Source organism: Pseudoalteromonas piscicida (assembly GCF_002208135.1).
Lineage (GTDB): Bacteria > Pseudomonadota > Gammaproteobacteria > Enterobacterales > Alteromonadaceae > Pseudoalteromonas > Pseudoalteromonas piscicida_A.
This window is the reverse complement of the sequence record NZ_CP021646.1, coordinates 3963486-3989160: the sequence shown is the minus strand read 5'-3', so window position 1 is coordinate 3989160 and position 25675 is coordinate 3963486. Positions and strand designations below refer to the sequence as shown.

Annotated in this window: 20 protein-coding genes; 12 read left to right on the top strand and 8 right to left on the bottom strand. The window is 42.1% G+C overall.

What is annotated here, in order from left to right:
- Window positions 1-89 precede the first annotated feature (89 nt).
- The 7 genes from B1L02_RS18165 to B1L02_RS18135 all read left to right on the top strand — a co-directional run bounded on the left by B1L02_RS18165 (window position 90) and on the right by B1L02_RS18135 (window position 10284).
- A complete protein-coding gene (locus tag B1L02_RS18165; protein ID WP_410477291.1) occupies window positions 90-797 on the top strand; it encodes an ABC transporter ATP-binding protein in 708 nt (235 codons plus the stop codon).
- The gene (locus tag B1L02_RS18160; protein WP_088532152.1) at window positions 794-3205 is read left to right on the top strand and encodes an ABC transporter permease; all 2412 of its coding nucleotides are present in this window, start codon (window positions 794-796) and stop codon (window positions 3203-3205) included. The genes B1L02_RS18165 and B1L02_RS18160 overlap by 4 nt, the downstream gene beginning before the upstream one ends.
- Window positions 3206-3293: 88 nt before the next feature.
- On the top strand, window positions 3294-4292 hold the full coding sequence (locus tag B1L02_RS18155) for a phosphotransferase enzyme family protein (RefSeq protein WP_088532151.1): 999 nt from the start codon (window positions 3294-3296) through the stop codon (window positions 4290-4292).
- A gap of 66 nt (window positions 4293-4358) precedes the next feature.
- On the top strand, window positions 4359-6761 hold the full coding sequence (locus B1L02_RS18150; RefSeq protein WP_088532150.1) for a penicillin acylase family protein: 2403 nt from the start codon (window positions 4359-4361) through the stop codon (window positions 6759-6761).
- 7 nt (window positions 6762-6768) lie between these two features.
- Window positions 6769-8481: a cyclic peptide export ABC transporter gene (locus tag B1L02_RS18145; protein WP_088532149.1), complete on the top strand. Its 1713-nt coding sequence runs from the start codon at window positions 6769-6771 to the stop codon at window positions 8479-8481.
- 1 nt (window position 8482) lies between these two features.
- Window positions 8483-9721 (top strand): HlyD family secretion protein, encoded by a 1239-nt coding sequence (locus B1L02_RS18140; RefSeq protein WP_157757255.1) that lies wholly within the window; start codon window positions 8483-8485, stop codon window positions 9719-9721.
- 14 nt (window positions 9722-9735) lie between these two features.
- Entirely contained in the window at window positions 9736-10284 is a 549-nt protein-coding gene (locus B1L02_RS18135; RefSeq protein WP_088532147.1) for a chloramphenicol phosphotransferase CPT family protein, read from the top strand.
- Window positions 10285-10413: 129 nt separating this feature from the next.
- Here B1L02_RS18135 and B1L02_RS18130 read toward each other — a convergent pair whose 3' ends face one another.
- Window positions 10414-10635: a hypothetical protein gene (locus B1L02_RS18130; protein WP_088532146.1), complete on the bottom strand. Its 222-nt coding sequence runs from the start codon at window positions 10633-10635 to the stop codon at window positions 10414-10416.
- Between the two features lie 407 nt (window positions 10636-11042).
- Here B1L02_RS18130 and B1L02_RS18125 point away from each other — a divergent pair, with 407 nt between their 5' ends.
- Both B1L02_RS18125 and B1L02_RS18120 read left to right on the top strand, forming a co-directional pair.
- Window positions 11043-12110, top strand: coding sequence for a ParB/RepB/Spo0J family partition protein (locus tag B1L02_RS18125; RefSeq protein ID WP_088532145.1), 1068 nt, complete (start codon window positions 11043-11045; stop codon window positions 12108-12110).
- A 234-nt stretch (window positions 12111-12344) separates the two neighbouring features.
- Window positions 12345-12863 (top strand): hypothetical protein, encoded by a 519-nt coding sequence (locus B1L02_RS18120; RefSeq protein WP_088532144.1) that lies wholly within the window; start codon window positions 12345-12347, stop codon window positions 12861-12863.
- Between the two features lie 49 nt (window positions 12864-12912).
- On the opposite strand, the gene B1L02_RS24055 is transcribed toward B1L02_RS18120, so the two are convergent.
- From B1L02_RS24055 to B1L02_RS18095, 6 genes are all read right to left on the bottom strand, one after another.
- Window positions 12913-13086 (bottom strand): hypothetical protein, encoded by a 174-nt coding sequence (locus B1L02_RS24055; protein ID WP_017218574.1) that lies wholly within the window; start codon window positions 13084-13086, stop codon window positions 12913-12915.
- Between the two features lie 227 nt (window positions 13087-13313).
- Complete coding sequence (locus B1L02_RS18115; protein WP_088532143.1) at window positions 13314-15860, bottom strand: family 20 glycosylhydrolase; 2547 nt, start codon at window positions 15858-15860, stop codon at window positions 13314-13316.
- A complete protein-coding gene (locus B1L02_RS18110) occupies window positions 15850-16725 on the bottom strand; it encodes an ROK family protein (protein WP_088532142.1) in 876 nt (291 codons plus the stop codon). Before B1L02_RS18110 ends, B1L02_RS18115 begins: the two co-directional genes overlap by 11 nt.
- Before the next feature lie 6 nt (window positions 16726-16731).
- Window positions 16732-17997 (bottom strand): MFS transporter, encoded by a 1266-nt coding sequence (locus B1L02_RS18105; protein ID WP_088532141.1) that lies wholly within the window; start codon window positions 17995-17997, stop codon window positions 16732-16734.
- 106 nt (window positions 17998-18103) lie between these two features.
- On the bottom strand, window positions 18104-19609 hold the full coding sequence (locus B1L02_RS18100; protein WP_088532140.1) for a tryptophan halogenase family protein: 1506 nt from the start codon (window positions 19607-19609) through the stop codon (window positions 18104-18106).
- A gap of 40 nt (window positions 19610-19649) precedes the next feature.
- On the bottom strand, window positions 19650-22304 hold the full coding sequence (locus tag B1L02_RS18095) for a TonB-dependent receptor (RefSeq protein WP_088532139.1): 2655 nt from the start codon (window positions 22302-22304) through the stop codon (window positions 19650-19652).
- 284 nt (window positions 22305-22588) lie between these two features.
- Here B1L02_RS18095 and B1L02_RS18090 point away from each other — a divergent pair, with 284 nt between their 5' ends.
- The 3 genes from B1L02_RS18090 to thpR all read left to right on the top strand — a co-directional run bounded on the left by B1L02_RS18090 (window position 22589) and on the right by thpR (window position 24888).
- Window positions 22589-23455, top strand: a complete 867-nt coding sequence (locus tag B1L02_RS18090) for a helix-turn-helix domain-containing protein (RefSeq protein ID WP_088532138.1) — start codon at window positions 22589-22591, stop codon at window positions 23453-23455.
- Window positions 23456-23626: 171 nt separating this feature from the next.
- Window positions 23627-24349 carry a helix-turn-helix domain-containing protein gene (locus B1L02_RS18085; RefSeq protein ID WP_088532137.1) on the top strand — a complete coding sequence of 241 codons (723 nt, stop codon included), beginning with the start codon at window positions 23627-23629 and terminating at the stop codon, window positions 24347-24349.
- A 20-nt stretch (window positions 24350-24369) separates the two neighbouring features.
- Complete coding sequence (thpR, locus tag B1L02_RS18080) at window positions 24370-24888, top strand: RNA 2',3'-cyclic phosphodiesterase (protein WP_088532136.1); 519 nt, start codon at window positions 24370-24372, stop codon at window positions 24886-24888.
- 235 nt (window positions 24889-25123) lie between these two features.
- Here thpR and B1L02_RS18075 read toward each other — a convergent pair whose 3' ends face one another.
- Entirely contained in the window at window positions 25124-25411 is a 288-nt protein-coding gene (locus B1L02_RS18075; protein ID WP_088532135.1) for a hypothetical protein, read from the bottom strand.
- Window positions 25412-25675: the final 264 nt, after the last annotated feature.

Below are 25675 nucleotides of genomic sequence, written 5' to 3'. Positions count from 1 at the left end.
ATCGCCAGTAGCATTTAGAGCCTATTAACTAGCTAGGGCTTTAAATTGGTCAAGTTTGACATGTATGCACCTTATTGGGAGTCAATATTTTGAGTAATGCAAAGATAACACTAAAAAAAGTTACTAAAGTCTTTGAAATGGAAGATGTAGATACACATGCGCTAAGAGGTGTAGATCTCGTTATTGAACCAGGTGAATTTGTTTCAATATCTGGGCCTTCAGGATGTGGTAAATCAACATTATTATCAATTTTAGGACTGCTTGACACCGCAACAGATGGTGAATACCTAATTGAAGGAGAAAATATAATAGGGTTATCAGATGATGCGTTAGCGGAAATTAGAAACGAAAAAATTGGGTTTATTTTTCAATCTTTTAATCTTATTGATGAATTGACGGTCTTTGATAATGTTGCACTTCCTTTGCGCTATGGCAACACCCAGCTAGATAGTAAAGCTGTGGAACAGCGAGTAAACGAAGTGCTTGCGCTGGTAGATATGAGCCACAGGGTAAATCATAAGCCTAATTATTTGTCAGGTGGTCAACAGCAGCGTGTGGCAATCGCTCGCGCGTTGGTAAAAAAACCTGCCATATTATTGGTGGACGAGCCTACCGGTAACCTAGATTCGAAAAGTGGTGATCTTGTGATGGGACTGTTGGCTGATCTAAACAACAAAGGGACTACAATTTGTATGGTGACTCACGATCCTCGCTATGCTGATATGGCGAAAAGAAGATTGTATCTACTAGATGGTGTGATCCAACAAGCCCCCACAGTAGCGGAGAAAGTCGCGTGAAAAATGGTTTACTCTTGATCAAAGATGCCGTGACGAGTCTAAGACATCGACTTGGTTTTGTATTTACGGTTATCACGACAATGGGGATAACGCTCGGTGCGTTCCTCTGTATCGCTACGCTAAATTATCTACTTCTGGTTAAGCCTCTCAGTTACCCTGAGCAACAAAATATGTTTGTTGCCGAGCACAAGCTGCTAGATCCAGATAAACGCCCAAGAGCGAACGCGTTTACGTACCCAGGCCTAGTCTACTTATACGAAAACCAAAGTTACTTTGATAATGCGACTATCATTGCTTACAAACAAAATGTTATTTCATCAATTCCATCTCAACCTACGGTAAATACGGGTGCTGTTACCCCAGAATTTACAGGTATGTTTGATATGAACATGCATATGGGGCGGAGTTTTAGTGAAACAGAGGCACTGAATAATTATAATCCAGTAACGGTGATAAGCTATCAAACTTGGCAAGGGCTATTTGGTAGTGATCCAGAGATTCTGTCTAAAACCTTAATGTTAGCAGGCATTAAATATCGAATCATTGGTGTGGCTGCAAAGGACTTTAAAGAGCCACAATTGCTAAAAACTGGCCACGAAACGGAAGTGTGGCTACCTTGGGATTTTAACTCTTTTGAGGACGCGCAAAGACAGTACTGGGGCAATGTAAGTGATGCGCTATTCTTTGTGGGTGCAATAAAGCCAAATACTGATATGAAGTTGGCGGAACAACAACTTTCAGCGCTTGTTGACTCGCGTTGGCAGCAAGAGGGGATAGCCACAGGGTGGAGTATCGAAATTGCTTTAGTTGCGCTTAAAGATGTCATTATGGGTGACAGTAGTGTTATGGCGATACTGTTGTTAGGCGGTGTAACTGGCTTGGTATTAATCTCATGTGTAAACCTACTTAATTTATTTATGTCTCGTACAGTTGAACGTCAAACTGTGTTATCTATTCATGCAGCCATCGGAGCTAAAAAGTCTGATCTATTCAAGCTAATGTTTGCAGAGTCTGGTGTTCTCTTAGGGATATCTACGGTTATAGCCTTAGTTATAGCAAGTCTCGGCTTTATGTTGTTGGGACACTATTTGAATGAAGTATTGCCAAGAGCAAATGAACTTAGCCTATCACTATTTACTTTCGTTATTGCAGTTGTTTCTGCTTTGAGCCTTGCACTATTCTTTGCCAAAGTTGGGATTAGTATCGTTAACTATAAAAAGTTAAAAGAAGGGTTACAGTCAAGTGGTAAAGGAACTGGGGTTCAGGTATCTAAAAGAAAAAGAAAGTTGTTGATCATTAGCCAAGTTGGGTTGGTGACTAGTTTAGTATTAGCCAATATCACTTTATTTCAGCTTGCTATCGAAACAATCTATAAAGATAAGGGATTTAATGTAGAGAACAAAGCTCAGCTATCAGTAAAGGCTATGACGTCAGAGCCGCTCAGTAAAGATGCCTCAGTCGCAGTCATGAGAGCATTAAGGGATAGACTTGAAGCACAACCGCAGATTGCATCTGTGAGCCAAGCAAAGTCCCCTGTTAACCCGTTTAGTACTTGGGCAATGAAAGATGTTGAAAATAATGCAAGACTAACTCCGCTAGGTAAAAAAGTTGACCAAAACTATTTTGCAATGATAGAACAAACACTTGTTGCGGGTCGCCTATTTGATAGTTCAGATATTCAGTCGGGTGCTCAGGTGATGATAGTGAATGAAGCATTTGCTGAAATGTATGGCGGCAGCCAAGATGTGATCGGCAAGCGTTTCACTCGTGGAAGTACGCCAATAGAGGTCGTTGGCGTTGTAAAGCCGATCTTTCTTCCTTCTGGTGACACGAATACCGCCAGAGTATATATGCCTGAATCTCAGTCTAGCTATTACCTGATGGTTCAGTTTAAAGCGGAACAACTGATGAGCCGTGCGCAAATTGCAAGTATTGTAAGTGCTGTAGACTCTCGGTTCACTGTATTCAACTTTGATATGTTATCTGAGTTGCATACAAAAATGCTCTTCGGAGACATTACCGCAGCGTTGACTTCAGGGCTCTTAACGGTATTGATATTATTTCTAGCCGCAATAGGCTTGTATGGAACACTGAGTTATAACCTCCAACTTCGAAAGTTAGAGATTGGCACTCGCCGTGCGATTGGTGCAAAAAAGAAAGATTTGTACACCTTAATGATCGGTGACACTAGTCAACCTGTGTTTGTAGGTTTAGCTTTGGGTAGCCTAGGTATTTTCATTCTCTGGCTTACCACCGAGGTTAACAGTATGATTTCGTTTGACTCAATGACGATAGGGATGCTTCTGTTATCAGTCTTAATGATAATACTAATTTCATTATTTGCATGCTGCTACCCACTGAAACGACTCTTAGACAGCCCAATTATATATAAGCTGAAGGGAGAATAATCACAGATATAAGCTGAAATAAGAATGTCTCACACATGAGATGTTCTTTCAATTTCCTCGATAGAGCAAAGTGTGAGAGAAGAAGAGTATGATGAACATACCAAGCACAGAAGTGGTACAGAAAGCTTATGAAATGTGGTTGGGGGTAGGTGATAGTGTTTGTATCAGTCAGTCTGAGAACTTCATTTACTCCTTTACACAGCATGGTAAGGATTATGTACTTCGGCTTACTCCAATGGAAAAAAAACAGTTAGAATTATACGATGCGGAAATGAAGGTGCTAAAACATTTGGCTTCTCATGATGTCAAAATTTGTCAGCCTACTGAATCAAAATCTAATCGCTTAATTGAACTGATTTGCACTAACAAGGGAGAACCAAGCTATATTGCAAGCGCATTTGTTAAGCTATTCGGAGAGCAGATCGATACTGCTGATGTTGATAGTGAGTTTCTTTTCCAGTGGGGAGAGTTGTTAGGCAGCATTCATAAGATTGGAAGTGAGATGAGTCCTGAACAATTCAAAAGGCCAACGGAGGCGAGCGTAGTAACCGATGTGAAAAACTTGCTCAATGATTGTGCAGTGGACATTGATGATGAACTAAGGTTATTTATTCAAAGTGAAATAGAGTGGCTGAGTAATTTGCCAATGAATAGTCGGAATTATGGACTTAACCATGGTGATTTAGCTGTAAATAACTTAATAAAAACAAATAACCAACTATATGCAATCGACTTTGATAGCTGCCATTTCTGTCACTTTATCATTGATGTCGCGTTGACTATACGGGCGAGTGTGGGAAGCATGAGTGACTTAAATAAAGCGCAAAGGGAGCGGTGCCATCAAGCAAATGCTAAGCATTTTCTGAGCGGGTACCATACGCAGCACCCTCTAGACAATATTGAAGTTGAGTCCATTGCAAGAGTAATAAATCTGATTGACTGTTTTGAGTATCTTATTTTGAGGTATCGATACTTTAAGCGGCAATCTCAACAAGAAGCTCACTTTACTATGGGATCTATCAGCAGCGAAAAGTTTGAACAGATAGCCAGTGACATTATTTCAAGTGAGCAATTACTTTGGCTTTAATACCACTGCAGTGGCTAAGCGATATAGGCAGTAATTTATCAGTATCATGATCAGAGAAACTTAAGTATGCACCCTTTTAAAAGAAATATATATTTTCTAATTGTTTTACCTACAGCATTGGTGCTGTTTTTAACCGGTAGTTACATCTTTAAGAATATTGATGTTAAAGAAGCTTACTGGTTATCTGAAGGAATAACAGAACCTGTAAAAATAACAAAAGATAAGCAAGGTTACATTACAATAAATGCTAAATCTGACTATGACGCATTTTTTGCACTTGGCTTTAGTCATGCAAGAGATCGCCTCTGGCAATTGGAGTTACAAAGGCGTCTGGCACAAGGACGGTTAAGTGAAGTTTTGGGAGCCGAAGCATTACAGCGAGATATTTGGATGCGGACTGTTGGGCTTAATAAAGCAGCAGAATTAGCTTTGCATAATTTAAGTAGTGAGGCACGCGCCGTGCTAGAGGCTTATGCCAATGGTATCAATGCCTACATTAAGACAGATATAGCACTCCCGCCAGAATTTCAATTGCTTGATATCACAATGTCCGAATGGCAGCCTCAAGATTCGTTGGTGATCATGAAGCTGTTGTCCCTTAATTTATCAGGCACGATGTGGAGTGAGGTTGTGAATATGACTGCCACTGAAACTTTGGAGCCAAAATTAGCGCAAGCAATTATTGAAAACTATCCAAACGATGCACCTGTGGTTGTGTCTAATCAGGAAATACAGAATCAAGCTGATGGGCTAATACAAACAAAAGCGGCACTTGAAGAAATTGGTGTTGGGGGAAAATATTTAGGTAGCAATGCATGGGTTGTCGCCGATCGTTTTACCGAAGGAACTGGGCCGATTTTAGCAAATGATCCTCACTTAAACTTACAAATTCCTGCCCCCTTCTACTTCACACATTTGAAAGGAAGTAAGCTGGATGTGCGGGGAATGACTTTAGTTGGTTTACCTGTCGTTGTATTTGGCCACAATGATGATGTCACTTGGGGGGTGACAAATATGATGGCTGATACTCAGGATCTATTTTTGGAGCAGATTAATGGCGCAGATGCCAAAATGTATAAAGAGAATGGTGAGTGGAAAGCATTTGACGTAAGACGGGAGAAAATTTATGTGAAGCAGGCTTTTCCAGCTAGTCTAAATCCAGAATTTAAGCCAGTTGAGATTGATGTGCGCTCAACAGTAAGAGGGCCAATCATTTCAGATGCGACTAACTTCGTAGACAACGTAATTTCACTTCGGTGGACGGCGCTTGATGCAAATGATACTAGCTTCGACGGTTTTCTTAAGTTGAATTATGCCAAAAATTGGGAGCAGTTTAGAAGCTCATTAGCAATGGTTGGTAGTCCGAGTCTAAACTTTTTGTATGCCGATAAAAATAATAATATTGGTTATCAAGCGGTTGGGAAAATCCCACAACGTCAAAATGGAGAGGGGCAATTTCCTTTACCAGGATGGAACTCAGCCAATCAATGGCAAGGCTATATTCCTTTCCGTGAGTTACCCATGAGTTTTAACCCTGAAAAAGGGTATATTGTCTCTGCAAATAATAAAATAGTGGGTTCCGAATACCCGTACTTTATCTCCCACGATTGGGCTCCACCCTATAGAGCACAGCGGATCGAAGCACTCATTGCATCAAAGTCATCACCACTCACAATAGAAGATATGATTGATTTTCAAGGAGACACTCTAGATTTAAGTGCGCAGAAGTTAGTGCAATTGCTCAATCAATATGAAGGCGAGAGCGTTGTTCAGAAGCAAGCTGTAAGTATACTTCGTACTTGGGACTTGGACATGGGAGCTGATAGTGTCGGGGCTGCTATTTACTTTAGTTGGTTTCGTCATTTGAAACAAAAAATGTTGGCTCCTCAATTAGAAGCTTCATGGCATCGCACGTCACAAGCCAATGTATTTGACCACTTTATTAACAACACCTCCGCAGATCAGCTAGCAAGCATGATAAGTTCAAAAACAGATAATTGGTGTGCAGCATCGCAGTCCTCTCGATGTCAGCAAGAGCTATCTAGTTCCTTATCTGATGCGATCGATGAATTGTCTCTGCTGTTAGGTAGTGATATGGAGCAGTGGCAATGGGGGAAAGTACACAAAGTAGTTTATCAACACGTCCCATTTAGTAACATGAATATGCTGGATTCTATTTTTGAACGCCGCGTTGGTAATGGCGGATCTCCGAATACAGTAAACGTGGCAAGTGCTGATTTTGTTGAGACGGAAGGTTACATTCAGTCTTCAGGCGCATCATTTAGACAGATCACCCAAATTAATGAAAGTGAGATTAAGCACCTGCATATGAACTCTACAGGGCAGTCGGGCATTGTATTTAGTCCTGCGTATGATGATGCTGTTAAGCCTTTTTTGAATCTTGAATTCCATCGTTCTAGTCGAGACTCAACAGAAGTGTCTGAAACCATAATTAATCTAAAAAAGTGATTGAAGTATGAGTTTATTTAAAAAGTTTACCGATTTTGCACCTAACAAGTTGTTCATATCCATTGTTTTTGGAGCGCTGGCAGGCGTGGTGTATGCCATGTTGCTACCCATTTTTACTTACAGTCTTCCAGTAGAGGGTATTGGGCTTTCAATTGTTTCTGACGATGTAAAGAGAATATGGTTTTTTGATGTAAGTAGGTATAGTTTTGCATTTCTTTTCTTCATGTCTTGCCTGTCAATTTTGGTGCTAAAGACCGTATCACAAATAATTCTGGTGCAGGTTGGTATGGACATGACGACGCAGCAAAGAGTTGATATTTACAACCGAATTATCAAAGCACCAATTTCTTCACTGGATAATGTTGGCTCAGCAAAATTAATGGCCACTATTACCACCGACGTTAGCCGTGTAGTGCAAGGTGCGAAGACCTTTCCCGACCTAGTCATCTCTAGTGTGAGTCTGATTTTCATTTTGGGCTATCTATTTTATTTAAACACGACGGTTTTTGTTTATGCCACATTGGCTATCATCTTTGGCTCTATTTCGTATGTACTTCCTATGTATATTGGTAGTCTTTACTTTAAGAAAGGTCGAAACAACATTGATAGGTTGCACGTTGCGATTCGCAGCCTGTTATATGGAACGAAAGAGCTTAAGATGAATCATGATAAGCAGAAGTACTTTTTTGATAAGTTTCTACTAAAACATGAATATGAGGTGCTCAATAACGACAAAAAAGGAAGTGTTATCATTACAAGTGCAATTAATTATGGTGATTTAATCAGTTTTCTTGTTATCGGCTTCGTTGCTTTCGTTTTTATCAGTTATAACCCGATCACAAATGAAAGGCTAAGTGCTGTTATTATGGCGTTGTTGTTCATTGCATCTCCAGTTAGTAAGCTCCTTAATGCATTACCGCAAATATCAATGGCAAATATATCTTTAAAAGCAATCAACGATATATTTGACAACTTACCAGAAGAGCAAGCAAGTCAAGAGATCATCTCATTGAAAAGTTGGGACACCTTGAAGTTACGAAATCTAGAATACAGTTATGGCTCAAGTGTTGATAGGTTTGCTTTAGGCCCGATTGATCTTGATATACATAAAAATGAAATTACCTTCATTGTGGGTGGTAATGGCTCAGGTAAGTCCACACTGAGCAAAGTTATTTCCCTTCATTATCCTTATGAAAAAGGATCGATATCTTTTGGAAGCAATGAAGTAAATGATGAAAATTTAAATAGTTGCCGTCAATTCATTAGTGCCATTTTCACTGACTTTTATCTTTTTGATACCTTGTTGGGGAATTATTCTGATGACCAACTTAAAAAGTTTGAGGGCTACCTAAACCAGTTGGGACTGGGCGATAAAGTATCAATCAAGGATAAAGTCTTCTCAACAATATCGTTATCTGATGGTCAAAAAAAGCGTTTAGCATTAGCGGTGACGTTTCTTGAAAATAGAGAGTTGTATATTTTTGATGAATGGGCCGCAGACCAAGACCCTCACTTTAAAGAGCTGTTTTATACTCAAATCTTACCAGCTATCAAAAATGAAGGAAAAGCGATTATTGTGATCAGCCATGACGATCGATATTTCGATATTGCGGATCGAGTCGTGACGATGGAAGAAGGTAAGATAAAATCAATCAGCACAAAGACAAAATCGACGATGCAAACAGATGAAAGCTTATGTACATTAACTGTGGAGGCTTAACGTGGATATAAAAAAAGAGAAAAAGAAGTCATTCAATATCAATAAAAAATTGGTTTTTGCTTCGATTTTATTGATAGCAGTGGTGTGCTTTTTATACTCCACCGTGAGTTCCGAGAAGGCTATAGAGAATCCAATTTTAAGTCAGGTTAAGCGTGGTGAGTTAATACAGGAGGTGAAAGGTTATGGAGTGTTACAATCTCGAACCTTTCAACAAGTTAGCGCTCCTGTAGACTCAACCATTGAGCGAGTCATACTCAAGCCGGGCGCAAAAGTTGACGCTGATAGTATCATTATGGAGTTATCGAGTCCGGAACTCTCGCGGCAAGTGGAGAAAGCCAAGTTAGACGTTTTTAAGCTAGTCTCTGAAAAGCAGAAGATGGCTAATAACCATAGAAGAGAAATGCTTGATGAAAAAGAGCGCAACCTTGAACTTGAAATGCAGTATCAACAAATAAAGCTCAAAAAGGTAGCAGAGTCCAACCTCTATAAAGACGGAATTATTTCCTCTGTGGATTATAAGCAAACAGAACTCAAAGCTGAGCAACTCAAACAGCGACTGGTGTTTTCTGCAGAGAAAATAGAGCAGTTGGCCTTGGTTCAAAAGGAAGAATTGAGCTTCATGGAAAAGAATATCTCCTTCATGGAAGCTGAATTGAAAGCACTAGAACAGAAGCAGAGACAATTGTTAGTTCGAGCAGGTCAAGATGGTGTGCTACAAGCTTTAAATGCTGAAGTTGGGCAGCGTCTTTCCATTGGAGAGAATATTGCGTTAGTGGGGAGTACTTCGGATCTGGTTGCGATGATCAAGGTGCCGCAAGGGCAAGCTGATAAAGTTGCTATTGGTCAAGGCGTCAATGTAGGAATACGAAGTAACACTGTAATAGGGAAAGTGATCAGAATTGACCCAGTTGTTACTGATAATACAGTTTTGATCGAGGTCGCGCTGGAGCTTGATGAAAAGAGTGGTGCAAGGCCACAGCTCAGCGTTGATGCTGCGATTATTATCAATAAGAAAGAGCAGGCTTATTTTATCGATAAGCCAAACTATTTAAAACATGCAAAAGCTTCACGTATGCTATACAAGCTAGATGAAGGCGGAAAGAGGGTAAGCAAAGAGCGTGTCAATTTTGGCATTGAGAGCGATAATTATATTGAGCTTCTACCTCCAGTCAGTTTGGACGATCGATTCTTAATATCTGAAATTAGCTCTTTTGACTTTGAATCATTCGGGGTTAAATAACCTAAGGTTTATCTATGGCTTGTATTTTTTTAAATGGTGTTTCTAGCTCGGGTAAAAGCTCAATTGCAAGAGAGTTTCAAGCTCTTGCAAGTGAGCCTTACTTTCATTTTAGCATGGATGACTTCTTATTTAATTTTCCAGCAAAATACAGACAGGATGCTCTTTTGCTTGCGAAGATAGATGAAAATAGCTCAAATGATATATTACAGGGCTTTCATCGCAGTATTTTTGCTCTGACCGAAAGTAATATTGATATTATCGTTGATGCAGTGTTTAGTGAGGAAATTTTTTATCATGCTGCATGCCAAGACAACTTATCTAAATTCGATGCTTATATTGTTGGTGTGCATTGTGACCCCGCTGTATTAGCTAGCAGAGAGCAGCAAAGAGCAGACAGGCCGATAGGATTATCAATTCAGCAAATTCCAACTACACATAACTTTTTGGATTATGATTTAGAAGTTGATACGACTCGTAATAGCGCCTCGTTGTGTGCTCAGGAAATATTTGAATATGTACAACAGCACAAACCTAAGAGAAGGTGTAATACGATAGAGATCTAATGAGTAGCGATTAAAAGTTAATATCAGCAAGCCCTGGCAGGCTCATTTATTATAATTTTTGTAGCCTGCCAGGCTTGTTGTGGTGATATGCTTTAATGCTTTGGCTGATTTTATGTACCATTATAAGGATTAATCAAGGTCTGATACAAAATCTTGGGTATCAAACTTTTCCTGCAAATCTACACCTAGTAAGTCTTGGATTGCGCTGGAACTAATAAAAATACCATCTAAGCCATTTGTATGTCCCGAAGCATAACCGTGGCTATATGCCCACTGTATTAGCTTGTACTCTCTTTTTGAAAGTGTGTGGTTAAATGTTTCTTCTATTTTTATCGCTGTATTGTGTTTCATGAGTAACCTACTTTGCTGTTGAGCTTTAACATGAAGTACGGCTCAATGTTGAAGTTATGTATCTATACATTGTCTTTAAGGTTACAGAGGAAAAGTTCTATTTGGTACTTATGAATCCTTATCTACCCTCGCAAAGATTCAAGTGTAACGTGTTGAATTACATTGCTTTATTTTTGTTTTTTTGATTTGTGGTAGGAGCGGTGATTAGTGTCGGGGGGGGAGTGGCAATTTGTAATGTAGTAATTATTTTACTAAAAGGTACTAAACCTTTTTAAGTTGCAATATAATGACGCACTTTACTCTTATCCTTAGATAGCATCAGAGCTATTAAATTTATAGGGTGCGTGCCTCACTTGCGTGCGACCTGTTTGTTGTACCTAAATATTAATACGGAGTCATCAGGAATCATGGCTGAAAACCTTGAACAGCTTCTACTTGCGACAGTGAATAACAAAGAGTTTCTGCACAGTGAACCATTTGAGTATAAATCACTTTTTCTCAGTTCAGTTACTCCGGATGTTTCCAACGCTAGATTTATGCCATGCATTTTTATCGAAGACGAGCATGCGAAACAGTTCATATCTAGGGCAATATCCAAGCGTAAATTATGTGACCTATATAACGGGGAAAATTATGTTCTGGTTGGCAAGTCTTGCATCGTAAATTGTCTTAAGTATGGTTCAAGTGAGTGGAAAAAGGCGAATACTACAATTGAGTCAATTGTTGAGCTTGGGGAGAATATAGCTGTCTCAGAAATGATCCAGGTACCTACTGTATACCCTATTGATGATGGAAAGTATCAGATATTAACGGGGCACAGGCGTTTCTTTGCATTGGTTTTCGCTTATGGGTTTGGGCATGTTGCTCAGTTTAAAGTATATGCGCGCAAGCCTATACTCTCAAAAGTAAAACAGTTTCAAGAAAATGCCAGCAGAGAGGATCTTCCTCAATACGGTAAGCTTCAGGCATTTTTAGCTGCGATGATGGAAGTAGACTATTTGGAGCAAGCTCGCCTTAAAATTGGCGAGAAGCGAATTACAGTTAGGGAGAAAGCAAAATATCTTGGTATTTCTCTTGGTGCTTTTGACAACTACAATGTTTTAACAAGATACCCTGAGGTCATTCGAGCATACGAAAATGGATTGAGCTTTTCCTTTGTGAAAGTCAAAAAGATCGTTTTAAAAATTGAAAATGACTATAAGCTCAAAAATGATAAGAAAGTATTGAATATTGGTGATAGAAAAGCAATTGGTGCAAGAATTTTAGATGCTCTAGAGGGGAAAGCGTCTGCTGATATTAAGAAGCAGAGCTATAGCATCAAGAATATTTCTTCAATTTCACTGCTTAAAAAGCTTTTATTTAACGATATTTCTGAATTAGACCTAGGTATTGATTGGGAAAATATAAACTGGGAAGATCGGGCTCAAGTGACTACCTTAATCGCTGAAGTAATTGAGCTTTTAGATAATAATTAATGTTATGGGTAAAGCATATTTGGCGTAACTCTACCCCGCGCTTTGTTGTTGCGTTATAAAGTGGCATCTGATGTTTGAATAGGTTCACGTAATTTTCCCTAGTTTTCTGTTGTCCGAGCAGTTTAGCGATTATCGCCTATATGTTAGATACTGCCTCACAGGAGTGATTGACTAGCTACGCAAATCTTAGTATTGAGCCTTATACTGAGTGGAGCACAATCAACGGAAATAAAAATGATGAAAAAAGTAGGGCTTGCCATATTAATGGTATTCAGCACGCTATCTTGGGCTAATGAAAAATTAAGTGAAGCACTCTCGGTGTTTACACCTTATCTTGGTACTTGGCAATCGGACTTTGACGTGCCTTCAGATAAACCAAAGATGCAGGATGTAAGTCACTGGGAACGGGCTTTAAATGGCACAGCAATTCGTACCTTACATTCAATCAACGATGGCACGTACGGTGGAGAGTCATTAATTTTCTGGGATAAAAGTAAAAACAGTCTAGTGTTTTACTATTTTACGACGGCAGGATTTTACACCCAAGGAACGATGGAAGTCCTGAGCCAGACCGAGTTTGTGGCATACGAAGATGTTATCAATAACAAAGATGGTATTACAAAGGTGAAATCAACCAGTAAGTTTGAGAGTGGCCAATTTTCGGTATCGACACAATACTTTAAAAACGGCGAGTGGACTGAACCTGAGTCGCGCATTTATACAAAAAGCGACAAAAAAGTTAAATTTAAGTAAGTCTTAAAGTGCCTCCTTGGAGGCACTGAACTGTGTTATTTACTCTCGATTAGTAAATATCAGGACAAGTATGGCGGCCACACGTATTTGCAACACAATGCGTTAGCCTGTCTTGGCTAAAACGAAGCGCACCGCCTGCAACCTGTGGAGTCATTACTGCAGGTACTGTCTGCTTATCAGCTGATAGGGCTTTGATTTTCTTTTTGTTTAACGATAATTTCATTTTAGTATTCCTTCTAAATTATGGGCTCTGGTCGAGCTCAATGTATTGTAGTTATGCCAGCTAATTTATTCTTAATTGAACAAAAAAGTAACACAACTACCAAGCTAAAACATATTGCTTACTTTTTCAACATTTTGCTATTAATCACATTTTAACAACGTCTCTTTTATGCTTGATAACGGTGGTAGAGATAAGTAGGGCTTAGCATCAAATGTCGATCTTATTCGTTATTCTTTCTCTAAACTCAAAGCTCGTCCTTTGCGACCGGAGCTTGGGAGCACCGCTCTAAGCGCCTGTACTCGATTAAGTGAGGCATTGAAGGGCACCCAGTTTCCGTTTTCAAGCTGTGCTTCGATAACAAAACCCGCAATGGCGGTAAAAGCGTCGAGCTTTGCTCCGGATAGTTGTTTGGCGGCGACGACAGGAATGCGAAATTCAATTCCGGCTTGTGCTAATTTAGGCAGCTCTTGATAGCCTAAAATAGCCACGAATCGTTGCCAATCAGCTTCTCGCTGCGCTTGTAACTTAGCAGTAAAATATCCGCTAGATTGGCTGTATATACGACCGGCTTGGTACGGTAGCTCCCACTCAGCACGGTGCCACGCACGCTCTGCAAGTGCCAATAGCCGTGGATAAAGCATGTATTCGGCTTGTGCATCACTTCGCAGCATTTCACTCCACAAATGTCCTTGAACTCCGGCAAATTTAACCCCTTTGTTTAGTGATGAGTCGCTATCGTTGGCTATGTAGGCGTGGTTATTGGTATTTTTCCAGAACTCTGCGTGTGCAGGGAGGTTGTCTGGCATAAATTCAAACATCTTCTTGCTCTCGATAGTGCGACTTGCCCAGTGATTACCACGCTCTTCTGGGTGAGATTGATATGGAAAGTCAAAGTAGGTCACATCAGGACTAGACAAGACAACCTGCCAGCCCTGATTGGCGAAGCGATGCGCGACCACGTGCCCGTTTTCGCTTAATGTCGCCCAAGCATTGCTCTGTACGTTTGCTGGCATATTCGCAGCACGTACATCACCTAAACCGTCGCTCCACCCCGCAACCTGTATTCCTTTTTTATCTAATAGCTTTGCGATCCGTTCAATGAAGTAACCGTTAAAGTTAGTAAAACCTTTTACGCTTGCCTGCAATTTTTTACAAGCTGGTGACTCTAACCAAGCACCAGCGGTTTCATCTGCACCTATATGGTATGTATTGAGTGGCACACTTGCGCGGTCATGCAAAGCTTTAACTTCGCTCAATACTTTGTCGATAAAGGTATAGGTATTGGGAATACAGACATTAAGCGTGTTGTCGTTGTAATGTTGAATGGAGCTGTAACGCGTCTTGTCAGCAGGCTCTACCAACCTGTACTGCTGTGCATGTTCTGGTTTGCCTTGTGCCATCAGCTTTTTGTATCGTGCTTCCATGGCGATGATTGCAGCGCGTGAGTGACCAGGCATATCTAATGAGGGTAACACCTCGATATGATGCGCCTTGGCATAGCGCAGGATCTCAATATAATCCTCTGCAGAGTAAAAGCCATTCACTTGCGCGTTTTTATCATTCCCAGCGCCTAATTGCGGCAATAGGCAGCGAGTTTCGGTCAAATCAAAACAGCGATAAGCGCCGACAGAGGTAAGTTCATCAAGACCGTCGATGGCTAAGCGCCAACCTTCATCATCCGCTAAATGAAGGTGCAGTTTATTTAGCTTGTACGCCGCCATCTGTTCAATGGTTTGTAAAATAAAGGCTTTGGAGCGGAAGTTGCGGGCAACATCGACGTGTAAACCACGAAAGTCATACCTTGGTATATCAATAATATCCACCATGGGAATACTCACATCATTAATATCCAACAGTCCTGCAAGGCTTTGTAGCGCATAAAATGCAGCGGCGCTGTTATTGGCTTGGATTGAGATATTATTTTCGGCGACCGTCAGTTGATAATGTGGGCTTGATTGCTTATTTGGCTTTACAACGACATTAACTACAAGTCCGTCCTTGGTGCTTTTTACCCCGAGGGTGTTGAGTCGCTGTTGTGCCATGGCGATAGCATCAGCTGAAATACCTGAAAGTTGCAGCTTAATACCGGCTGCTAGATTGAGTCGTTTATCGGACAGCACAGTCAGTTGTTTAGGTTTTGGTATCAGCCCAATTGCAGCATCAAGTGTAGGCTTCACTTGATGTTGATATAAGTATTCGCTACCCATCCACGGCGTGTCATCTTTACTGCTGGTTTGCAGCTGGTTGAGCGTATCAAATGACGTCAGATAAGGTTGTAGCTCAAGTCCTGTGTCGTTATCGTGCTGGGTTTGCGTGCTTTTGATCACTTGTGGGGTGAGCTTAAGCTGCGCGTCCGTTACAATATAATTTGGCATAAATTCCGAGCGCGTAACCTGAGAATCCTTGGTATAAAAGCGCACTGTAGTGGGGGCACTTGAAAACCCACTAAACCCTGCTGCAGGCGTGATTTTGTGAATATCACCATTGATATGGGTGATGGCAAAGTTATCGCCCTCAACATGGTAAATCGGCATCAGTTGGCTAAAAAAGATAGCAAAGTCACTATTTGCCTTGGTATTTTCTGTGGCTACGCTAAAGCTTAGCTCTGAGTAATAACACTTTTGTTGTGCCTTGGGGCAGGTGCTTGGCTTGCTATCAAGCAAGGTGTACTTCACGTCAAGATTTTGGCCTAACCAGTTTACAGTTGTTTGGTCGAGCGCATAAAGGGGTGACGACACCCCAAAAAGTAGGGCCATAAGCCGATTAAACTTCATTGGCTAGTTCCTTGTTATCATGGTTAATTTTATTGTGTTGAAACAATCCATATGCCCCTAAAAGTGGCGCATGCTTTAAGGTGCTTGGCATGACACGAACGGATTGATATAAAGCATTACCAAGCAATTGCTGCATCTTGGCGTCAAGCGCAGCGTGAAAATAGTGATATGAATGTGTCACTGAGCCGCCAAGTACAATGACATCTGGGTTCAGCACCAAGACTACTTGCGCGAGTGCATGACCAACGTGACTGCCAAAAGTCTCAAATTGTTGTAGTGCAAATGGATCGCCACTGCGTGCTTGTTCGGCCAACCACCTCCCTTCAATTCCTTGTCGCCCAAAGAACTGTCCTGAAGCATAATCTTCAATAATTCCATCAAGGTAACTTAAGTTGCCCAGCTCTCCTGCAGCACTATGGTTACCTGTATATAAATTACCATTAAACACAAAACCGGCACCAATGCCTGTGCCAAGGCATACACCAATTAGGTTGTTGGCATGGTGGCCACCATATAAGTATTCACCAAATGCAAAGCAGTTTGCGTCATTATGGACAACCACGGGCAAAGAAAAGTGCTGTTCTAACAACTGTTTTAGAGGCACATTTTGCCAATGAGGAATATTTTGTGTTGTCAGCACGGTGCCGCTGCACACATCCAATGTGCTTGGTACGCCAATCGCAATACCGGTTGTTTCGGCCGTTAGGTTTTCTTCGATTAAACGGATAACAAAGGCATTAACTTGGTCCAAGTTGGCCTGATTAGGCACCGCATATTGGCGTACCTGCTCGACCTGAATGTGTGCAACCGAAGCCACAAGGGCTTTGGTGCCACCCAAGTCAATACATAACAAAGAGTGATTCATCGTAATTTAACTATTTTCATTTAGAGGTTGAGACAGCGCCTTTTGGCTGTTGCCAAAAGTCTTATTTTTAATCAAAGGATTAGCCCACACACCAACACTCAGAATATAGCTAAGTGGTAGTAAGAGTAGCAGGGCTGCGAGTTGTAAGTTGTTACTCAATTCAGCCGCAAAACCTATGATGGGAGACATAAAGGCACCACCAATGATCCCGGTACATAAAATCCCCGTGATTGCGCCATGGCCGGTTTTGAATGAATTTAATGCCAGAGCAAAGATGACCGACCACATAATGGAGAGGAAGAATCCCACAACTGGAAAAGCAATAAGCGCCACCGTAGTGCTACCGAATAACGCACTTAGCAGTGCGATAGCGGCGCCAGAGCTGAATAAAATCAACAACTTTTGTGCATCAATGAGTTTAAGTAGTGCCAGTCCAAGTAAACAGCCTAAGGTTAGGCATAACCAGAATTCGCTCACCACTTTTGCGCCTTCGGTGGTTGGATCTAGGCCATGATATTGCTGCAAAAAGACGGAAATAAGGTTAGCGACACCTTGTTCTAGCGCAACATAAGCGGCGATGGCGGCAAAAAATTTCAATACGGTTTTATCTTTAAAAAAGCCGATACTTTGTGACCAGCTCAACTGCTGCTTTTTCTGCTCGGGTACCGCGCTAAATGGCGTAAATTGCGAGAGTAATAGCATCACGACGCTTAGGATAGCGAATACCGCATAGATACTTAGCCAGGTTTTGTCTACTGGGATAACACCAGACAGCGCCCCACCAAATCCCTCTGCGGTGGTGACTTGAGACTGTAGTTTGCTATACACCAGAGGCGCGAGTGTTGCAGCAGCACCAAACATCAACTGCGCAAACACCGAAAGCATGGCAAAGTGTTCTGAACCACCGCTGGTTCGTAATAGTGGATTGATAGCCACTTGCAGTAATGCCATGGCACAGCCGAGCATAAACAACGCAACCATGGCAATGGCAAACGTTGGCATTAGCACAAAGGTCGTTGCGCCAATTGCAGCAAGGGTAAATGCGAGCTGCATAACGGTTTTTTCTCCAAAACGTTGAACTAGCAGTCCCGCTGGAATAGACATCACACCATAAGCGATAAAAAAGGCGAACGGGAAAAACCCCGCGAGCGTTAGGCCTATGCTGTAACTTTCTATTAGTGCTGGAAAAATCGCGCCTAAAATATTGGTGATAAAGGACACCGTAAAAAAGGTTGCCAATACTAAGGCAATCACTAGGTAGCTTTTTTTCATGTTGTATTTCCACCTTCATTAGATAGCGGGTGATGGCGTGGCGATCTCGCTTGTGGGCAGACAAACAAAAAGATCAAGGGGAATCTCACCACCACCCGCAATGGGGTTATGCACGGAATGCTTGTACTCGCTGTAATTGTTCCAGTGCAGTTGTATGGGCAGTAAAATGCTCATCACTAAGCTTCGTAAGATAGGCCTTGGCCGCCTGTTCAATATGCTGTGGCGCTTGATCAAAGGGCATTTGGCAGGTGCTATCGCGATGATCCATGCCGCCAAGTAAGCAATACCAACTTGGACGAATATAGGGGGAGTGCTTTCTGTGTTGGTTGAGCCAAGCATCAAAATCACCACCGCTACGCCAGTGTGTGAGCAGCTCATCGAGCTCGCTTAAGCTCAGCGCAGCGATTTGCGCATCTTGCCAATACTGCGTATCTGCGCGCTTGCTGGTGGCGTAATGTGCCAGTACATACTCTTTAATACCGAGCACCAGATCTGACAGTTGTTGATTGATGGCTTGTGCCTCAAGTTGTTGCGAAAGCAGTCTATTCAATAACTCAATGCTATAACCTGTGACCATCAGCGCGGTGGCTTCGAGTGGTTCAATAAAGCTCTGCGCGAGACCAATAGCAAACACATTGCCTTCAACGCTGCGTGCCATCATGCCCACTTTCATGGTGAGGTGTTTGGCTTGCCCTTTATCAAGTTGCGCGGCTTGACGCAGTTGAGCCTCAGCCTCTTTGGGGGTAGCATGTGCGCTGCTGTATACGTAACCATGTCCAGCTCTGCCTTGTAGCGGGATCTGCCAGCGCCAGCCGCACGGCATCGCGATAGCAGAAGTGCTCGAAGGTAGTGGGTTTATTCTATCGCCCGCAATCGCGACAGCTGAATCATTGAGTAACTGATCTGCAAACGAAATAAAGGGCACTTCGAGCGTTTTCTCTATCAACAGGGCGTTAAACCCTGAAGCGTCGACGTAAAAGTCGCTTTTCACCTGCTCACCCGACTCAAGTGTCAGTGCAATAATTTCTTTGGCATGATGCTGTACGCTACTCACCGTACTTTGAATATGTTTTACGCCTCGCGCTAGGCTAAATGCCCTTAACCAATCCGCAAGTTTTTGCGCATCAAAGTGATAGCCGTACTCAAGCGTCCTTGGTAATGGACGCTGTGGCAGTGGTGCTTGTTGCTTGTCGGCAAGTACTGCGGCTAAGAAGTAATGTTCGGGCTTATCTATATATTTGCTACCACGACGTCTGGCGTTGGCGTTGACAAAGTAGACTTCCGCCGTTTTTGCATCCATTTCAGAGAAGAAGGGATGAAAATAGCTGCCATTGTCGCCATTCCAGTTATCAAAATAGATCCCGGTTTTATAGCTTGCTTGGCACGTGGGCATCCAATCGTGCTCTTTTGCACCAAGGCTTTGCATAAAAGGCTGCAAATGTGGCGTTGAGCCTTCGCCAACGCCAATTCTGCCAATACTTGATGACTCAATCACCGTAATTGATAAATTGGGTTGATGCTTAGCAAGGTAGGCTGCGCACATCCAACCTGCGGTACCGCCACCAAGGATGGTGAGTGACTGTATTGTTTTTATAGGCAAATGAGTTTTCATAGGCAAATGACCCCAGCCACAAGCAACTGGGGCTCCGAGGTTAGAACTTATAGCTGACGCCAAGGTAATAACGCGTACCAAATTCAATGGTGTTCTGCGTTAAGTTGTAGTTGGTGTCGTAAGATTGAATAACCTCGTTGGTCAGGTTTACACCCTCTAAGCTGACATCCAGATTTTCCATCGCATGCCACACCAAAGATGCATCCCATTGTTGGTAGCTATCGTTGCGCACCGCTTGCGCTGCACCGACGCCAATCCATTCACTACGCCAGTTGTAGGCAATACGTGCACTAAATTGTTCATTTTCGAAAAACAGTGAACCATTGAATGAGTTTTCAGAAACACCTGGCACCATTTCTTTGGTGTTTTCAGGAGTGGTGGTTTCACTATCTACATAGGTGTAGTTAGTAATAAAGCCAAAGCCATTATCAAAACTATGCTGAAGCTGTAACTCAATGCCCATTACATCGCCATCGCCGTTACTACGCGGCCGTGTGACTCGGCATTGATCATATTTAGAGGGGTCGGTTCCGCATCCGTCTACATATTCAATGGCTTCAGTAGAAAAGACAACGTTGTCAATTTTCTTCACAAAAGCGGCTGCTGAGAACAAAGATGCTTCGGTAAAGTAATATTCGATGCCAATATCTGCTTGATCTGCTTCGTATGGTTTAAGGTTCGGGTTACCGCCGGTAGCAGAACCAAAGTTGGCATCAATCGCCAGACCTGGCTTTAAGTCGTTATAATTGACTCGAGACATAACGCTAGAGGCGGCCGCACGGATAATAATATCGTCGCTATAGTCATAAGCGAAGTTGATACTTGGTAACCAGTTGTCGTAGTCAACCGTTTCATCGAACACCGTGTTATCAACATAGCCGCTGGACTGTTGTTCTGTATCCACATAGCGTAAGCCGATATTACCGCGGAAGTTTTCACCGCTGAAGTCACTTTGTACATAGATAGCGAGCATATCTTCTTCGACATTGTAGGTTTTACCAAGGTCTTGCTGCTCGATTAATTCACCCGCCTCATACTTGCCAGTGATAAAATCCCACCACTTATCTTCATCGAGCTTGGCGTATGAGTTGAGAATATGTCCGCCCGTTTGCGAATGAAGATTGGTAAAAATACCATCACTCCAGTTAGCTAAGCTATTACCATCAGGGACAAAACCGACAACATCCGCTGGGTTTCTTTGTATTGCGATACGTGCAAATTCGTTTTTATTAACTTTCACACCCGCTTTGATGTTCTTGAAGTAATCATGCTCTAGCATCCACTTGATATCGACTTGTGCATAACTCACTTCATGCTCTTGAACCGTGGTTTGGAAGTTTGATTCCTGAGCAAATTTGAGCTGTGAGGCATCGGTTGGGTCTAACGAATCAAACCAAATTTGATAAGGGCCTGTGGCATCGTAAGTAAAGCCGCCGTCAGTACTATTTTGACCGTTAGGGAAGGCAGGATCGCCAATTTTGTCACCCTCATCGGTTGCCGGGATCCACCAACTTGAGGAACCAAACTGTGTACCACCATCAGATGTTGAGCGACCAATAACACCGCTAATCTCGAAAGTTTCACCGACGTATTTACCACTGAAGTTTAAGGCATCGACTTCCATGTTTACGGCGTTACGAACAGTGGGGTTGTATATAATGTTCGCGTAAGCTGGCAAAATACGCGCACGCTGTGTACCTCCCGCTGCGTTGTTTTGTACATCAACAGCACCTGCACCACGGGCACTTACGGTAAGGAAGTTATGGTTTACATGTGGATTGTCAAACTCAAAACGAAAGTAGTCTACCGCAAATTCGGTGTTATCGCTTGGTGCAAATTGTGCTGTAAGTTGCGCGCTGGTGCGCTCGCGCTCAGCTCTGAATGCTTGCGAGCCGATAGCCCAAGCGCCCACTGTAGATGCTTGTCCCGTATCTTGATTCGCTGCAAAATATTCATAGTAGCCACCAATGGACTCAATAACGTGACGGCCTGAAGTCAAGTTTTCAATAGAGTATGCTGCGAGTACCCCAAACTTTTCATCATCACTTTTCCAGCTACCTAAAAATGAGCCGCTTAAATCATTTTCATCATACAAGGTAGAGCGGCCCATTTCTGCCGACACCATGTAAGTGTGTGCCTCTAAGTCCAGTGGTTTACGTGTGACAAGATTCACCGTACCACCCAGTGCACCTTCTTCAATGTTTGCTTCAGGTGTTTTGTAGACGTTCACTGCCGAAACTTGCTCTGCAGATAACAGCTCCATGTTAAAAGTACGTGTCGATGGACCCAAATCATACCATTCGGTACTGGCAACGGATTGGCCATTTAATAAAATACGCGATTGCTCGGGCGCTGTACCACGGATAGTAACACCGCTTACTTCACCATATTTGCGGTCGACTGTGACCCCTGAAATACGCTGTAGCGCATCCCCAATGTTTTTGTCGGGAAACTTACCAATATCTTCCGAGGTGATAGCATCAACAATACCATCTGCAAAGCGCTTGGTGTTCATTGAAGCTTCAAGCGAGCGGCGAATGCCTCTTACTTCAATTACTTCGACTTTTTCTGTTGCGCTTTGTTCTTCGGCTAATGCTGATGGTGCAGCGGTGAGTAAAAGGGGTGATAAGGTACTTGCTGTCACGATGGCGGCAAGTTTATTCAATTTAAATTGCTTCAACTTAGTTGTTTTCATTGTTCTGCCCATTGTTCCTATTTGTTGTTGGCAGAAGCTAGGGTATCGCCTTGAGTGTTTTTTAAGCGGTATATTTCTATCTACTAATGATACTTTTCACGCTTAAATGAGAGTAATTTGACAAAAATACTTCACTGCACTCTAAGCAATCGCTATATTTCGATAGATTAGTATTGTTGAGTGATTGAATTTGCATGATGTGCAAAAGGGTGTAACGAGTGGTTGTTTTAAAGTTTATAACATACCGATTTTAAATAAGTTTATTAATGTAAAAGGAAATTGCTATGCGAGCGATGTACGAGAAAGTACTGCCATCTCCTGGGTGTTCATGGCGTTATTGCCTGTATCAGTTACCCGAAATTCCCTTTAATTGGCACTATCATCCGGAATATGAAATCTGTTTGACGCTCAACAGTGTCGGTGTATGTCATGTGGGTGATCATATCGCCCCTTACGAAGACTTAGATTTGGTTATCCTAGGCCCTGACTTACCACATACTTGGCAGTCAAAACCGAACCCGGATCACTCCGCTCACGTTGTCCACGTTGCACAAATACCCGCGCACTGGTTGGAGTCTTTAGTGGCTCAGCATCCTGAATTGCATGGCTTATCTGAATTGTTAAATGCAGCGCGCCGTGGCGTCAAATTTCCTGTGGAAGTCGCAAGGCAAGCGAAAAAGTGGTTTGAGCAAATCGCGGATGCTGAACCGTTAATGCGCTTTGTGCTTTTGCTAGAAATGTTAACGCGGATGACGACATCAAACTATCAACATCTTGCCAGTAGCGGCTTTCGCTTTGACGCCCGCCATGACCCCGCGAAAGATAAGTTCGACCGGGTTATTGCCTATATCTATGATAATTACACCGACAAATTAAGCGCCGATGAGCTTGCACAACAAGTGCATATGAGCACCAATCACTTTCACCGTTTCTTTAAAAAGCGCACGGAGCGTACTGTGACGGAATTTATCAATCAGCTGCGTATTGCCAAGGCCTGTAAATTATTAATTAGCTCTGCCTCTCCCATTAGTGTGATATCGGATCAATGTGGTTTTAATAATATTTCTAACTTTAATCGTCGTTTTCATGCGTTGAAGGCGTGTACGCCCAGTGAGTTTCGCGCACGGCTGCACCAAAAGGCATTGTATTGATCTGAACGTGGGCTTGTTTATTATACGTTTTAATCAAAACTTCAATTCAAACCGTGAATATTTCGTAATGCTATGATATTCATGCATATTCCTAAATATTCAACTTGGTATTTATCAAGGAATTGCCAAGAATGTGCCGGGTCGCAACAACAATAAACGAGGATGACCGTGATGACATTAGGACACTTTATTAAACAGATCCGCACACAGAAAGGCTTAAGTCAACCCCAGCTAGCTGAGCAAATGTGTGTTGAGCAAAGCTATTTATCTAAACTAGAAAACGACAAATCCGTGCCTTCTAACGAGGTATTTAGAAAGTTACTGACAGCGCTGAGTTTATCCTTAGATGAATGTATGCAAACCCTTGCAACACAAGGAAAGCGTGAGGAGTTAAGCCAAATACCAGACATCGAATATTGGTATAAGCAACATCAACAATCAAAGCAAAAGCAATATAAACACTTGGCAATACTAGCTATTTTGCTAGTGTCTCTCGGTGTCGGGTTATTTTGGAGTGGCTACAAACAGATATTTTTTAGTGAAAAACTGTTCGAATATGAATCTCAGGGTGTATTGCAAGCCGGTGAGCCCGTCGAGCTATATAGAAAGTGGCGTTTTCTCCTTGTCCCTCATAGTAGGAATAGCGATATTGAATTTGTGGAGCAAGTTAAGCTTGCCATGGCGAAACGTTTAGACAAAAAAACGGTATTTTTTTCAGACTATAAAGGGAGCGCTTATACCGAATCGGTAACCGAGGGTAGAAGGCATTATCGTTTTCAAGGCCCTAAATTTAGTGAGCGAGCGGAAAATGCATGGCTGCAATTTGTTGGCTTATTGTGTCTCTCTGCTGGGGTTATGCTAACTTTAGTAGGTAAGCGGCTAGTTAAACCTTAGATTATCAATATAGGTGTAAGATGCAAAAACGATTATTTTTTGGTATTGGCATGGATGACGACGCTCGAGCACATATCGGTCAGTGGCTGGTGGACAGTGTGAGTGCCAGTAAAGCCAATACACAACCAAGTAATTGGCATCTCACACTGGCGTTTCTTGCTATGGTGGAAGAGTCACAAGTAGCCGAGCTTTGTGATTTTGCGAGTGCTCTATCGGTGCCTAAATTTACACTCACCTTTGGTGACTATGGCTACTGGCAGCACAATGGTATTTTTTACTTAAAGCCCGAACAAAAACCACAAGCTTTGCTTGATTTAGCCAATCCACTGCGTGCTTTTGGAGAAAAATGCGACCTCTATCACAACCCGCATCCGTTCTCACCACATATCACGCTATTTAGAAATTGTAAGCCAGAGCCGAGCGTTGTAAAGCCCATTACGCCTTTCTCACTCACGGTAAAGAAATTTCATCTCTATCACTCTCACCGCAATGAGCGTGGCTTAATCTACGACCCTATCGAGTCTTTCTTCCTGAGCTGAAATGTCTAATTTGAATGCTTTTTCCAAATAGAATAGAGTGTACTGCTAAGTAAACAGCTAAATAGCAAGACAAAGATATAATTTGGCACGCCGTTATAAAGATATAACGAGAGGTTAGTTGCTAATAATAGTAATAATGCAATGTACTTCATTCAGTTTAGCTCCTATATTCTTCAAAGCTTTATTGAGAACTAATGTTTGATACATCCCCTGTTATGCCCGTTTGTAGCAGGCCTTAGCTTTTCTTAGAGTAAAAAGGTTCGAGTAAATAACAGGCTAATCCATAGGCACAGCCGAATCCGATCGCAACAATTGGTAGCATTTGTATTTCACTAGCACCAAGCCATCTGCCAAAAATAAACACCAGTGATACAACAGAAACTAGGCATATTGTTATCTTTGCGAGCACAATTAAAATATGCTGCTTCAGAGGTAAGTCGCACTTTTCCTTCCATCTCTCTTGCAGTACTAAGTAAATAAAAACGAAAAACACAGGTAACAGAAACTCAATAAACTCAAACATGATTTCGTGTCCTACTAAGTAGGTCAGCTCCAGAACACGGAGCTGACCGATAGGTTAAGCGTATTTAATGTAAAGCTTCTTCGCTAATCCACCCAAAGCTGCGCCAACTAGAAAGGCAGCAACAAATCCCGCCATTAACTTGGGCTGTTACCAGACTATAACTGTATCTGTAGCGACTAGAGTATCATGACACAGAGGTCTTGCTGGAAATACAAGAGGTGTAGTTATGACTGCCATCCGTATTCGCCAGAGATCCACTCAATA